The sequence below is a fragment of the Streptomyces sp. NPDC001204 genome, from assembly GCF_053598035.1.
Map to the genome: position 1 here is coordinate 267,204 of NZ_JBSFJL010000007.1, position 12,623 is coordinate 279,826.

Annotated in this window: 10 protein-coding genes; 5 read left to right on the plus strand and 5 right to left on the minus strand. The window is 71.8% G+C overall.

Going from position 1 to position 12,623, the window contains the following annotated elements:
• Positions 1 to 123: 123 nt before the first annotated feature.
• Entirely contained in the window at positions 124 to 3,066 is a 2,943-nt protein-coding gene (locus tag ACWC91_RS13160) for an AfsR/SARP family transcriptional regulator (protein WP_225074669.1), read from the minus strand.
• 215 nt (positions 3,067 to 3,281) lie between these two features.
• Positions 3,282 to 4,763: a CehA/McbA family metallohydrolase gene (locus ACWC91_RS13165; RefSeq protein WP_376504865.1), complete on the minus strand. Its 1,482-nt coding sequence runs from the start codon at positions 4,761 to 4,763 to the stop codon at positions 3,282 to 3,284.
• Positions 4,764 to 4,861: 98 nt separating this feature from the next.
• Here ACWC91_RS13165 and ACWC91_RS13170 point away from each other — a divergent pair, with 98 nt between their 5' ends.
• From ACWC91_RS13170 to ACWC91_RS13180, 3 genes are all read left to right on the plus strand, one after another.
• Positions 4,862 to 7,447, plus strand: coding sequence for a bifunctional FO biosynthesis protein CofGH (locus tag ACWC91_RS13170; protein WP_450643177.1), 2,586 nt, complete (start codon positions 4,862 to 4,864; stop codon positions 7,445 to 7,447).
• Between the two features lie 79 nt (positions 7,448 to 7,526).
• The gene (locus tag ACWC91_RS13175; protein ID WP_225074672.1) at positions 7,527 to 8,093 is read left to right on the plus strand and encodes a hypothetical protein; all 567 of its coding nucleotides are present in this window, start codon (positions 7,527 to 7,529) and stop codon (positions 8,091 to 8,093) included.
• Between the two features lie 121 nt (positions 8,094 to 8,214).
• Positions 8,215 to 8,826, plus strand: coding sequence for an SMI1/KNR4 family protein (locus ACWC91_RS13180; protein ID WP_225074673.1), 612 nt, complete (start codon positions 8,215 to 8,217; stop codon positions 8,824 to 8,826).
• A 98-nt stretch (positions 8,827 to 8,924) separates the two neighbouring features.
• On the opposite strand, the gene ACWC91_RS13185 is transcribed toward ACWC91_RS13180, so the two are convergent.
• From ACWC91_RS13185 to ACWC91_RS13195, 3 genes are all read right to left on the minus strand, one after another.
• Positions 8,925 to 9,656 carry a hypothetical protein gene (locus tag ACWC91_RS13185; protein WP_376504868.1) on the minus strand — a complete coding sequence of 244 codons (732 nt, stop codon included), beginning with the start codon at positions 9,654 to 9,656 and terminating at the stop codon, positions 8,925 to 8,927.
• A gap of 329 nt (positions 9,657 to 9,985) precedes the next feature.
• Entirely contained in the window at positions 9,986 to 10,192 is a 207-nt protein-coding gene (locus ACWC91_RS13190; protein ID WP_281154123.1) for a DUF397 domain-containing protein, read from the minus strand.
• Complete coding sequence (locus ACWC91_RS13195; protein ID WP_376504869.1) at positions 10,189 to 11,001, minus strand: helix-turn-helix domain-containing protein; 813 nt, start codon at positions 10,999 to 11,001, stop codon at positions 10,189 to 10,191. Before ACWC91_RS13195 ends, ACWC91_RS13190 begins: the two co-directional genes overlap by 4 nt.
• Before the next feature lie 113 nt (positions 11,002 to 11,114).
• Here ACWC91_RS13195 and ACWC91_RS13200 point away from each other — a divergent pair, with 113 nt between their 5' ends.
• The gene (locus ACWC91_RS13200) at positions 11,115 to 11,549 is read left to right on the plus strand and encodes an ATP-binding protein (RefSeq protein ID WP_376504870.1); all 435 of its coding nucleotides are present in this window, start codon (positions 11,115 to 11,117) and stop codon (positions 11,547 to 11,549) included.
• Between the two features lie 227 nt (positions 11,550 to 11,776).
• Entirely contained in the window at positions 11,777 to 12,571 is a 795-nt protein-coding gene (locus ACWC91_RS13205) for a helix-turn-helix domain-containing protein (protein WP_450643176.1), read from the plus strand.
• The last annotated feature ends 52 nt before the right edge of the window (positions 12,572 to 12,623 follow it).

A 12,623-nucleotide genomic window follows, 5' to 3' on the forward strand; every position in this document is an offset into this window, starting at 1 on the left:
CCGCTCCAGATCGCGAGTGCGGCGACCTCACCGGCGGTTCGCCTGCCCCCCGACGCGACGAAACCGACAAGGAAAAGGGTGTCAGGCCGCGATAAACGAATGATGAACGCCTCGGCCGGGGCATCACGCCACCGCGGCAGGGGCCAGCAGCGCCCGCACTTCCGCGACCTCGGGTGAGTGCAGCCGCTCGTAGATCTCCAGCGCCTCCCGCCAGCACACCTGGGCCCTCCCGGACTGGCCGAGCCCGCTCAGGGCCATGCCCAGCACGGTGAGGACGTTGCCGCGGCGCCAGTCGCCGCCGATGCCACGCAGCGCGGCGAGTGCCATCTCGGCGTTGGCGGCGGCCTGCGCGGGATGCTGGGCGAGAAGATCGACCTCCGCGAGCCGGAAGAGGGCCATGCCCTCCCACAGCCGCTGACGGCTGGTGCGGAACACCTGGAGCGCCGCACCGAGGTGGGCGGCGGCGTCAGCCACTTGGCCGTTCTTGCCGAGAGCCATCCCGAGGGCGTAGTGGCCGTTCGCGGCCTTGAGGGAGTGCCCGAGTCGCTCGTACATCTCCACACCCTGCCGTGCGAGGCGGGCGGCGCTCTCGGCACGCTCCGTCTCCAGGTGCAGACGGGACAGGTTGCACAACGCGGCCGCCGCGCCGGCGAGGTCGTCGCAGGCCCGGAAGTCGCGGATGGCCCGCTCCAGGTACTCTTCGGCCTCCGCGAACCGGCTCTGGTAGAAGGCGAACGCCCCCAGGATGTTCACCGCCCAGCAGCAGGGCAGCGGATCGTCCGCAGCCTCCGACAGCGCGAGTGCCTGCCGCGCCTCCTGGTCGGCTCGGTCGAAGTGCCCCGACCAGTGGCGCGCGTTGGCGAGGACCAGGATGGCCCGCCCCTCCGCCCGGCCGTCCGATGCGGCCCGGGCCGCATCGCGCAGTGCTGCGGCGGTCGCCTCGTACTCCTTGGAGTTCGCCCCCGACTCCGCGAGGTCGACCGCGGCCCACAGCAGATCGACGGCGCGGCGGAGCGTGGCGGCGTCGGACGACTGCCGTACGCAGGCCAGGAGCGGGACCGCCTCGCAGTAGAGCCAGTCCTGGGCGGCCCGGCGGTCCGCGAAGTCCAGTCCGGCGGAGTGGGGTTCCTCCAAGTGGTCCACCAGCATGTCTCCCGGCCGGTCGATGGCGAAGACCCGGGCCGCCGTCGCCAGATAGAAGTCCAGCAGGCGCGACATCGCCGCCTCGCGTTCGCTCGGCGGGTGTTCGTCGCGTTCCGCGCAGGCTCGGGCGTAGAGGCGGACCAGGTCGTGGAAGCGGTAGCGGCCGGGGGCCGCCGACTCCAGGAGCGACGTGTCGACCAGGGACTCCAGCAGGTCCTCGGTGTCGTCCACCGACAGGTCCAGCACGGCCGCCGCCGCCTCCAGGGACATGTCCGGGCCGTCGGCCAGGCCCAGCAGGCGGAAGGCGCGGGCCTGGGCCGGCTCCAACTGGCCGTAGCCCAGTTCGAAGGTGGCCTTCACCGCCAGGTCGCCCGCCTGGAGCTCGTCCAACCGCCGCCGCTCGTCCGCGAGTTTCGCCGCCAGGACCGAGACCGTCCAGGTCCTCCTCGCCGCCAGCCGGGACGCCGCGATGCGGATGGCCAGGGGCAGGAAACCGCAGGCGGCGACCACGTCGAGGGCAGCCTCGCGCTCACCCGCCACCCGGTCCTCACCCACGATCTTCGTGAACAGGGACAGCGCCTCGTCGGGGCTCATCACGTCCAGGTCCACCAGGTGCGCGCCCGCCAGGTCAACCATCCGCACCCGGGACGTGACCAGGGCCGCGCAGCCCTCCGTCCCCGGCAGCAGCGGCCTCACCTGGGCCGCGTCCCGCGCGTTGTCCAGCAGGACCAGGATCCGGCGGCCGTCCAGCACCGACCGGTACAGGGCCGCGCGTTCCTCCAGGGAGTCCGGGATCGCCGAGTCCGCCGTGCCGAGGGCGCGCAGGAAGGAGCCGAGGACCGTCTCCGGTTCCGCCGCTCTCGCGCCGGCGCCCTGGAGGTCCACGTACAACTGGCCGTCCGGGAAGGCGGCCCGCGCCTGATGGGCCACATGGACGGCCAGCGTCGTCTTGCCCACGCCGCCGATCCCGGCCAGCGCCGACACGGCCATCACGCGCCCCTCGGCCGACGCCAGCACCTCGCTCAGCTCGGCCACGAAGGAACTGCGGCCCGTGAAGTCCGGTACGGTCGCCGGGAGTTGCGCGGGGCGCACCGCGACCACCGCCGGTTCGGCCACCGGGGAGGAAGGCTCGGCGAGGGCCGGGTCGGCCTGGAGGATGCGCTGTTGCAGTTCGCGCAGTCCGGGCCGGGGGTCCACGCCCAGCTCGTCCGCCAGCAGGCGTCTGGTGTCGGCGTACACCGCCAGCGCCTCCGCCTGCCGGCCGCTGCGGTACAGCGCCAGCATCAGCAGTTCGCGCAGGCGTTCCCGCAGCGGGTGCGCCGCCGTCAGCGCGGTCAGCTCCGAGACGGCCTCCGCGTGGCAGCCCTGTTCGAGGTCCATGTCCAGGCAGGACTCCAGGAGTTGCAGGCGCCACTCCTCCAGGCGCACCCGCTGCGCCTCCGCGTACGGACCGGGCACGCCGGCCAGCGGTTCCCCGTCCCACAGGGCGAGCGCCCGCCGCAGCGACTCGCGCGCCTGACACAGGTCCCCGGCCGACCGGGCCTTGTCGGCGCGGGCCGCGTGCTCCTGCGCGTCGGCCAGGTCCAGCGCGCCCTCGCCCGCCGCGCGCACCGCGTATCCGCCGGACTCGCTGACCAGCACCCCGGTGTCCAGCGCCTTGCGCAGCCGCGAGGCGTACGTCCGCACCGCCGCCAGCGCCTGCGACGGCGGCTCCTCGCCCCACAGCGCGTCGATCAGCTCGGCCGCCGTCGCGGTGCGGCCCTCGCGCAGCAGCAGCGCGGCCAGCAGGGCGCGTTGCTGCGGGGAGCCGGTGGGGAGGGGCTGCTCACCGCGCCAGGCGCGCACCGGACCGAGCACGCTGAAGCGCAGTGTCGCCGATCGCTCGGGACCCCGCTGCTCAGGCACTCGCGGTACACCTTCCATCGCTGCCCCCTGGCCCCCTGCCGAACCGTCAACAATCAGAGCCAGTTTGCCTTGTTCACGGCAGATGCGTCAGCTCCCGAGACCGCGATCACAGCCCCGCACTCCCCGCGACACAAGGCCCACACAACCTCTCCGCACACTCTCTGCCCCGGCGCCGGATGCGGGCAGGCACCCGACGGTATACGGACGGGCACGCGCGCGCGTGCACCCGCCGGTCAGCCATGCGCGCCCGTCCCCAGGAAGATCGGGTTCGTGAGCGCCGCCATCACGCCGGGCAGCGGGCCCACCGCCGTCTCGTGACGCACCTCCGCGCGCACATAGGCCGCGTACGCCGGGGTCGTACGCCACTCGACGACCCCCGAGCCCGACACGGGGAACGGGTCGCCGGCGAGGAGCACCCCCTGGTCGGTCACGAGGCGGACCGAGCAGCGCGGCACACCGGAGGCCTCCAGGCGGACCGTCACCGGGGTGTCCGCGGCCACCCGCAGCCGCTCGCCGATGCCCGCCCGCTCACCCCCGGCCCCCGTCGCGGTGAAGGCGAGCGACACGTTCCCGGACTCGGCGACGTACGAGCGGCCCGCGCGGATGCCGTCCTGGATCGCCTCCCGGGTGAGGTCGTCGGCCAGGACGACCGTCTGGGGCAGGCCCACGGTGTCCGGCGGCCGGTGGGCGTCGCTGCTGCCCATCGCGGGCAGCCAGCGCCGGTCCTCCCGCGCCGCCGCCACGAGCGTGGCGTCCCACGCGGCCACCGCCATCTCGTCGTCCGGTGTGAAGGGGCCGTTCCACACCTCCAGCGCGTCCGCCTCGCCGAAGCCGAACTTCCAGGCGCAGCCGACACAGGTGGCGTGCGGATGGGCGGGCACGACGAGGCCGCCCGCGCGGCGGATCTCGCGGGCGAAGCGGCCGAAGAGGTTGTCCCGCGCCCGGTAGCGCCAGTCGACGAAGGTGCCGGGGTCGGTGCCGAGGGCCAGGACGTGGCCGTTCCTCGTCGTCACCTCCTCGCCCAGCATGATCAGCAGGTCGTCGCCCGCGTGGTCCGCCCAGTGCGGGTGGGAGGCGTGGGTGTTGTGGTCCGAGCTGTTGATGAAGTCCAGCCCGGCCGCCCTGGCTCGCGCCGCGATCTCGGCGGGGGTGCGGCGGCCGTCGGAGTACCAGGAGTGCAGGTGGCAGTCCCCCCGGTACCAGGCCCGCCCCCGCCCCCTCGCCCACTGCGGCGGGTACACCGGCCGTACGGCCGTGCCCGGGGCGCCGTGCGTCAGGGTGACGTCGAGCGTGTACGACAGGCCCCGCGGCGCGACCGTGTAGGGCCCGAGCGCGATGTGCCAGACGCCGGCGTCGACCGGCCCCGCGAGGTAGCCCGGTGTCGCGTCGTCCGCGCGGATGAAGAACTCCGTGCGCGCCCCGCCCGACCAGCCGCGAAAGCCCCGGCCGCCCGGTTCGGTGCCGTGCTGGTCGAAGATGCCGATGTCCAGCGCGTTGCCGGGGGTGCCGGCGGGAACGGCCGGCCTGTCGTAGGTGTACGAGACCTTGATCTCCCGCACCCCGGCCGGGACGTCGAGGGGAACGTACACGTAGTCGGGGGCGCCCGGCGGCAGCGTGCCCCGGATCGTCCGGGTCTCCTGCCCGCCGTCCCCGTCCCCGGCGCCGCTCGCGAAGGTCACGCCTCCCAACGTAGGCGCCGCGCAGGCCACCGTCACGGCCGGAGTGCGCCGTTCGGGTCCGCGGCCTGACCACCGGAGCCGCCGGCCGGTCCTTCCTTGATCGGCCCTGGTGACCGCGACCGTATGCTCGAAGGATGACGACTTCCGCGACCTCCGGAACCGGCCCCACCGAGAACTCCCTGCGTCGCGCCCTCAAACGTGCCAGGGACGGGGTCGCGCTCGACGTCGCCGAGGCGGCGGTGCTGCTCCAGGCCCGGGGCGAGCACCTCCAGGACCTCGCCGCGTCCGCGGCCCGGGTGCGGGACGCCGGTCTCGAGGCCGCCGGCCGTCCCGGCGTCATCACCTACTCCAAGAGCGTCTTCATCCCGCTGACCCGGCTGTGCCGTGACAAGTGCCACTACTGCACGTTCGTCACCGTGCCCGGCAAGCTGCGCCGCGCCGGGCACGGGATGTTCATGTCCCCCGACGAGGTGCTCGACATCGCCCGGCGGGGCGCCGAACTCGGCTGCAAGGAAGCCCTGATCACCCTCGGCGACAAGCCGGAGGACCGCTGGCCGGAAGCACGCGAGTGGCTCGACGCGCACGGCTACGACGACACCATCGCCTACGTACGGGCCGTCTCCATCCGCATCCTGGAGGAGACCGGCCTGCTGCCGCACCTCAACCCGGGCGTCATGACCTGGACGGACTTCCAGCGTCTCAAGCCCGTCGCCCCGTCGATGGGCATGATGCTGGAGACGACCGCGCGGCGGTTGTGGTCCGAGCCGGGCGGCCCGCACCACGGCTCCCCGGACAAGGAACCGGCCGTACGGCTGCGGGTGCTGGAGGACGCCGGCCGCTCCTCCGTCCCCTTCACCTCCGGCATCCTGATCGGCATCGGCGAGACCTACGAGGAGCGCGCGGAGTCCCTGTTCGCGCTGCGCCGGGTCGCCCGCGCCCACCACGGCATCCAGGAACTGATCATCCAGAACTTCCGCGCCAAGTCGGACACGGCCATGCGCGGCATGCCCGACGCCGAACTCGACGAGCTGGTCGCCACGGTGGCCGTCGCCCGGCACATCATGGGCCCGTCCGCCTGCCTCCAGGCCCCGCCCAACCTGGTGGACGCGGAGTACGAACGGCTCATCGGCGCCGGTATCGACGACTGGGGCGGCGTCTCCCCGCTCACCATCGACCATGTCAACCCCGAGCGCCCCTGGCCCCGGATCGAGCAGCTCGCCGAGAAGTCGGCCGCGGCGGGCTTCGAACTGCGCGAACGGCTCTGCGTCTACCCGGAGTTCGTCACCCGCGGCGAGCCCTGGCTCGACCCGCGGCTGCTGCCGCACGTCCGCGCCCTGGCCGACCCCGAGACGGGCCTGGCCCGCCCGGACGCGGTGGCCGAGGGCCGTCCCTGGCAGGAGCCCGACGAGGCCTTCACCGCCACCGGCCGCACCGACCTGCACCGCACCATCGACACCGACGGCCGCACCGCCGACCGCCGCGGCGACTTCGACGAGGTGTACGGCGACTGGGGCGCCCTGCGCGAGGCGGCCGTCCCCGGCATGGCACCGGAGCGCGTCGACACGGACGTCCGGCAGGCCCTGCGCACGGCCGCCGACGACCCGACGAAGCTGACCGACGACGAGGCCCTGGCGTTGCTGCACGCGGACGGCCCGGCCCTGGACGCGCTGTGCCGGATCGCGGACGACGTCCGCAAGTCGGTGGTGGGCGAGGACGTCACGTACATCGTGACGCGGAACATCAATTTCACCAACGTCTGCTACACCGGCTGCCGTTTCTGCGCGTTCGCCCAGCGCCGCACGGACGCGGACGCCTACACGCTGTCCCTGGACCAGGTCGCCGACCGGGCCCAGCAGGCCTGGGACGTGGGCGCGGTGGAGGTCTGCATGCAGGGCGGCATCCACCCCGACCTGCCGGGCACGGCCTACTTCGACATCGCGCGGGCGGTGAAGGAACGTGTCCCCGGCATGCACGTGCACGCCTTCTCCCCGATGGAGGTCGTCAACGGCGCCGCCCGCACCGGTCTGTCCATCCGCGAGTGGCTGACCGAGGCCAGGGCGGCGGGCCTGGACTCCATCCCCGGGACGGCGGCGGAGATCCTCGACGACGAGGTCCGCTGGATCCTGACCAAGGGCAAGCTGCCCACGGCCACCTGGATCGAGGTCGTGACGACGGCCCACGAACTGGGCATCCGCTCCTCGTCGACGATGATGTACGGCCACGTGGACCAACCCCGCCACTGGCTGGGCCACTTGCGCACCCTGGCCCGCATCCAGCAGCGGACCGGCGGCTTCACGGAGTTCGTCACGCTCCCCTTCATCCACACCAACGCCCCGGTGTACCTGGCGGGCATCGCCAGGCCCGGTCCCTCCGTACGGGACAACCGGGCGGTGACGGCGATGGCGCGGCTCCTCCTGCACCCCTGGATCCCCAACATCCAGACCAGCTGGGTGAAGCTGGGCGAGGCGGGCGCCGCCGAAATGCTCCGCTCCGGAGCGAACGACCTCGGCGGCACGCTGATGGAGGAGACGATCTCCCGCATGGCCGGCTCCTCCTACGGCTCGTACAAGTCCGTCAAGGACCTGGTCGCGGTGGCGGCGGCGGCCGGACGCCCGGCGAAGCCGAGGACCACGCTCTACGGCGAGGTCCCGGAGGAACGGCGGCGGGCGGCGGCCGCGTCGGACGGTCACCTGCCGGACCTGCTGCCGGTCCTCGACTGAACCGAGGCAGACGCAGCTCACAGTACGATGATCCGACCCCCGTCGGAGGGGTCGAGTAGCACCGAGGAGATGCGTGCCCATGGCGGCCCGAATACCTTCGTGGGCCTGGGTCAGCGGCCTGACCGTGGGAGCGGTCGCGGCGGTGGCCGTACTGGCGGTGAAGGCCGACCAGGGTTCCCATCCCACGGCCGCGACGGCCCACCAGCGACCCGCCCCCTCGGCTAGCGCCAGCCCCTCCGTCAAGCCCAAGCCCCCGGCCCCGCCGGCCGTCCCGGCGGACTCGGGCGTGGGCCGCCGGATCGTCTACGCCCTCGGCCAGAAGCGGGTGTGGCTGGTCGACGAGAGCGACAAACCCACCCTCACCTTCCCGGTGTGGCCGGGCACGGTGAGCCCCGATCCGGGCGCCTACGTGATCTCCCAGCGCGTGCCCGCGACGACCGGCTCGGACGGCGTGCAGATCGAGCACATCATGTACTTCGCGGGCAAGTCCGGTGTCTTCATCGCCTTCAGCAACGCCGTGGACGGCGCCTCACCCCCACCGGCCGCCGCCGACGCCAAGACGGGCGGCATCCGCATGGGCAAGCCCGACGGCACGGCCCTGTGGACCTTCGCCACCCAGGGCACGAGGGTCGAGGTCGTCCCCTAGCGCTGTGACCGGGAAAACCTTTCCGGTCGCAGCACCTAAGCACCTCGACCAGCTCGTCGCCGACCCACGGCCGACGGCGTTCAGGCCCGCGGCTGCACCGCCGACGGAAGGGGTACATCCCATGGAACTGGCCCAGACCGTGGCCCGGCTCGACCAGTGGCTGAAGGAGCACGCCCCGGGCGACTTCCGGCAACTCGCCCCGCCCGCCGAGCCCGCACTCGTCACGGCTGTGGCGGAGAACCGGTTCGAGCCGCATCCAGACGTCCGGTCCTGGCTCGCCCTGCACGACGGCTCGGCCCTCGACCCCACGCCCGCCGCAGGCGCCTTCGTGCCTACCGACTTCCCGCTCCTGGGGGCCGCCGGCATGTGTGTCGGGCTGCGGGACATGGAGGAGGAGGTCGCCCGGGCCCTGGAGGAGGACGAGGCCGAGTACGTCGTCGGTGTGACGGCGGACGTGCGCTGGCTGCCGGTGGCGATGAACCACACGGGTGGACAGCTCGTGGTCGACCACCGGGAGGGCCCCGGTTTCGGCGCGGTCCTGGAACTGGACCCGTCCATCGACGTTAATGGAGTGAAGCGCTGGGACAGCCTGTCCCACCTCTTCGACTCGGTCCTGGACGCCCTGGTCCATGGCACCCCGATCGCCACGGCCAGCGGTGCGCGCAGCGTCCCACGCATCGAGGACACGGGGAACTCGCTGCCCCACGTCGTCTGGGACATCTACTACGGCTGACCGGTCGGGCACAACTGCTGTTACGCCCGCGGTCGCACGGCACAGGGTGCACCCCTCGACGTCCGGCACGTCATGTACAAGGCGTCCCCGTCAGCGACTCATCGGAGGAAGAAGCCCGGCTCTCTTACGGCCACTGTGGATGCCAGGTCGCGCAGTTCGCCGTCGGTGATGTGCGTTCCGTACGAAGCGAGCACGGTCACGGCACCATTTCGACGCACGAAATAGAAGACCGCATGCTGCCTGACCGTGCGCCAGGTGTTCGGGGCCACCAGTTCGCACGGCATCTGGTACAAGGGGCCACTAGGGCCTTGCGCCTCGCAGACCGGTGGGTGGAAGCCGGACTCCACCGGTGCCACGGTCACATGGACGGCCCAGCCGTTCGGATCATTGACGTCGACGCCGGCCCGCTCGGGCCACAAGAGGTAGAAGAGCTCGTGATCGTGGCGAGTGGCCCATGGGTGGTCGAGGCGGTAACCGGTGACGTCGGGCGCAAGCAGGGGGACGCCGGCATCCACGAGCTCACTGCGCTTGCTCGTTTCAGTGCGGTGGTCACCCACGAGCCCCGAAAGCGGCCACAACAGAGCAAGAGCAATAAGCAGCACGATCCGGGGCCGCCAGAAGACGGGACGGGGCGCGGTCAGGACAGTGGCCAGTGCGAACAGGGCGGCCGAGGTCAGCGGGAGAACCGCTGTCGGAAGGCTCCCGACGAGCGCCCGATCGTTCAGCCCCGCCCCGAACCAGAAGAGCAGGCTGGCGAGCACGGCAACCCGCCAGGCCGGCCGGACACCCGCCAAGCGCAGCAGCAGCCAGCTCGTCAGGAAGCCAACCACCGCTGCCACTCTGAACAGCAGAAGGGCCAACCCCAGGCAGCCCCACTCTTGCCGACCGCACGGGAGGAGTTCATCCAAGGGCCAAGCGGACAGCGCGGCGGCAAGCATGATCAAAGCGGCCCCGAGCCCGGCTCCGACCGCCGACGACCTGGCCACACGGGTTCCCAGGAACGAGCGCCACCGAGTGGGTCCCCGATCCCCTCCAGCGCGTACCGATGCCATCTTCTCTGCCGCCCCCTCTGCAAGCCCGACCTGAAGGCCGATCATGGGTGCGCGAGAAGGGGGGTGACATGAGTACGCGTACTCAACAGGCCCGGGTGCCTGGCGCGTTACGCGGAATGACCTGCGAACGCGACGAACACCGTCCAGGACGTTCCCCTGAACGCGAGCCGCGCACCGTCCCGGTCCTTGGAGTCACGGACGTGGACGGTGGCGGGGGAGGGGGAGGGGGAGGAGGCGGCTATGGCGACCTCGACACAATCGGGGCCGTCGTTGCTGCTGTAGCTGCTCTTGAACCAGTTGAGCGTGGCGGTCATGTCACTTCTCCCAGAATCTTCTCGATGAAGGACAGCGACTCCCGAGGTGAGAGGGCCTGCGCACGGATCATTCCATAGCGCATGTCGAGGACCTGGGCCTCTCTCGGGTCGCTGATCACCCGGCTGTGCAGCTGGGCCTCCCAGTGCCCCAGTGTCTTGCCGTCTCGGAGCTTCAGGAGCCGCAGCGGTCCCGCCATGCCCGCGTGATCCTCACGGTCCGTGGGCATCACTTGGATCGAGACATGCCGCAACTGCCCAATTTCCAGCAGGCGTTCGAGTTGCTCTCGCAGAGCCATTCTGCCGCCGATCGGCCGCCGCAGCGTCACCTCCTCCTGGACAAAGGTGATGAGTGGCCGGGGCACTCGCTCGAACACGGCCTTGCGGGCCATACGCGCGGCGACGTGGCGCTCGATCTCGTCCTCGGTGTACGCGGGGCGACGCATCGCGTACAGCGCCTGGGCGTACGCCGGAGTCTGCAACAGGCCGTGGATCTGCTGATTGTCGTACGCCCCCAACTCGACGGCTTCGCCCTCCAGCTTCGCCAAGTCCCGTACCTTCTTCGGATACCGGGCCCGCTCCACATCCGCCTTCATCGCGGACAGCTTCCCGCCCGCGCCTAGCACCTCGTCGGCCTTGTCGAGGAAGTCCGGCTTGGCGATGCGGCGTCCGCGTTCGACCGAAGAGACCATCTCGTCGCCGTACCCGATGGCGGTGCCGAGTTCGGCCTGTTTGAGCCCGGCGGCCTCCCGCCACATCTTGATCTGCCGGCCGACCGTCCTGAGTACGGCCTCGGCCTCTTCGTCCTCCATGTCATCCCCTCCCGACGTACGAGCCGGACGGCTTCGCCGCGCGTTCGTACAGTCACGTTGCGTACCGTGGCGATGGCTGTTCAGCCTAGGGACAGATGACGACTCTGGGTGACATGAGTAAGAAATTCCCCCTCCCGATCGCTGCTCCGTTGGCCCATTTCGCCGTGCAGCTCTCCGCGACGCGCAGAGGTGCGCGCCTGGCCCGCCTGCTGGCAGAGCGCCAACTCGACGACTGGGGAGTGGATGTGGCGGACGCGTCGCAGATCGTGGCGGAGCTGGCGGCGAACGCGGCGTTCCACGGGCGGGTCAGGGGGCGGGACTTCCGGCTGGCGATGAAGCTGCACGGGGACGGCGGCCTGCGCATCGAGGTGACCGACGCGCGCGGCGACCGGCTCCCGAGGATCGCGGACCCGGTGGCGGCGGACGCGGAGTCGGGGCGTGGTCTGCTGCTCGTGGCCGCGCTCGCCGACCGCTGGGGCGTCAACGAGGCACCCGCCCACGGCAAGACGGTCTGGGCCGAACTCGCACCGCGTCGCGGCGCCCGGTGACCCGGCGGTGCCCGACACCAAAGACCAAAGAACCAGGGAAAGAACCGAACCCGCCCCTACCGCCCCCGTCGATCACCCGGCGGAGTGAATATGCCCCGCTCGGCTGGCGTGGCGAGGTGATCGTGGTGCAGCGTCTGTTCCACCAACCGCACACATGCATCGGCCCTCGCCGGGACTGCCATCCCAGTGCGAGGGCCTGATCACCGAGGAAGAAGAAGGCCTTCCCGATGACTAGCAAGCACCCTAACGCGCCCGTACGCGCCAAGTCCGGCCATTCCGGCGGCGTCATCCATGTGAACGAACCCCACCACGAGAACTTCACGGTGGTCGGCAACCATCTGGCCCAGCACGCCGAGTTGTCTTTGACGGCGATCGGCCTGGCGGTGCACATCCAGTCACTGCCGAAGGGCACCCCGATCGGGATCAAGACGCTGGCCGGGAAGTTCCCCGAGGGGGAGATCCGGATCGCCGCGGCCCTGCGGGAGCTGGAGGAACACGGCTACCTGTCACGCACCAAGGAGCGTCTTCAATCGGGCCGAGTGACGACCCGGACGACCTCCTACAACAAGCCGCGCCGCGCCGAGGCCGCCCGGACCGCCGAGCCCGACCGCCCGGCCGCCCCGCCCACGCCCTCCGCCGCCTCGGCCCCGCCCGCACCCCGCACGGCGAACGACCTGTTGGCCGGCCTCCGCGCCCACGACTCCCGCCTGCTCCTCACCGAACGGGACGTGCACCGGCTGGCACCGGCGGTCTCGGAGTGGCTGGAGAGGGGCGTACCGCCCACGGCCGTGACGCGAACGCTCACGGTGGGCCTGCCCCAGTACCCGATCAAGCACCCGGCGGCGCTCCTGGCCCACCGCCTCGCCTCCCTCCTGCCGCCGCCCCTGCCTGCTGCGCCACCGACCCCCGCGACCGCCCTCCGCCCGGCCCCGCTCCAGACCTGCGACGGCTGCGAGAGAGCGTTCAGGTCCCCGGAGCCGGGCCGGTGCAGAGACTGCCGCCCGTCCACCGCGGCCGCGTAGGGAGACGTGGAGATGAACCGGATGCCGAGCACTGTCTCCGCGTCGCGCCACC

What these genes read in the sequence shown, in the direction of transcription:
- ACWC91_RS13160 (WP_225074669.1), bottom strand. Translation starts at nt 3,066, where the DNA reads ATGGAAGGTGTACCGCGAGTGCCTGAGCAGCGGGGTCCCGAGCGATCG.
- ACWC91_RS13170 (WP_450643177.1), top strand. Translation starts at nt 4,862, where the DNA reads ATGACGACTTCCGCGACCTCCGGAACCGGCCCCACCGAGAACTCCCTG.
- ACWC91_RS13175 (WP_225074672.1), top strand. Translation starts at nt 7,527, where the DNA reads ATGGCGGCCCGAATACCTTCGTGGGCCTGGGTCAGCGGCCTGACCGTG.
- ACWC91_RS13180 (WP_225074673.1), top strand. Translation starts at nt 8,215, where the DNA reads ATGGAACTGGCCCAGACCGTGGCCCGGCTCGACCAGTGGCTGAAGGAG.
- ACWC91_RS13190 (WP_281154123.1), bottom strand. Translation starts at nt 10,192, where the DNA reads ATGACCGCCACGCTCAACTGGTTCAAGAGCAGCTACAGCAGCAACGAC.
- ACWC91_RS13195 (WP_376504869.1), bottom strand. Translation starts at nt 11,001, where the DNA reads ATGGAGGACGAAGAGGCCGAGGCCGTACTCAGGACGGTCGGCCGGCAG.
- ACWC91_RS13200 (WP_376504870.1), top strand. Translation starts at nt 11,115, where the DNA reads ATGAGTAAGAAATTCCCCCTCCCGATCGCTGCTCCGTTGGCCCATTTC.
- ACWC91_RS13205 (WP_450643176.1), top strand. Translation starts at nt 11,777, where the DNA reads ATGACTAGCAAGCACCCTAACGCGCCCGTACGCGCCAAGTCCGGCCAT.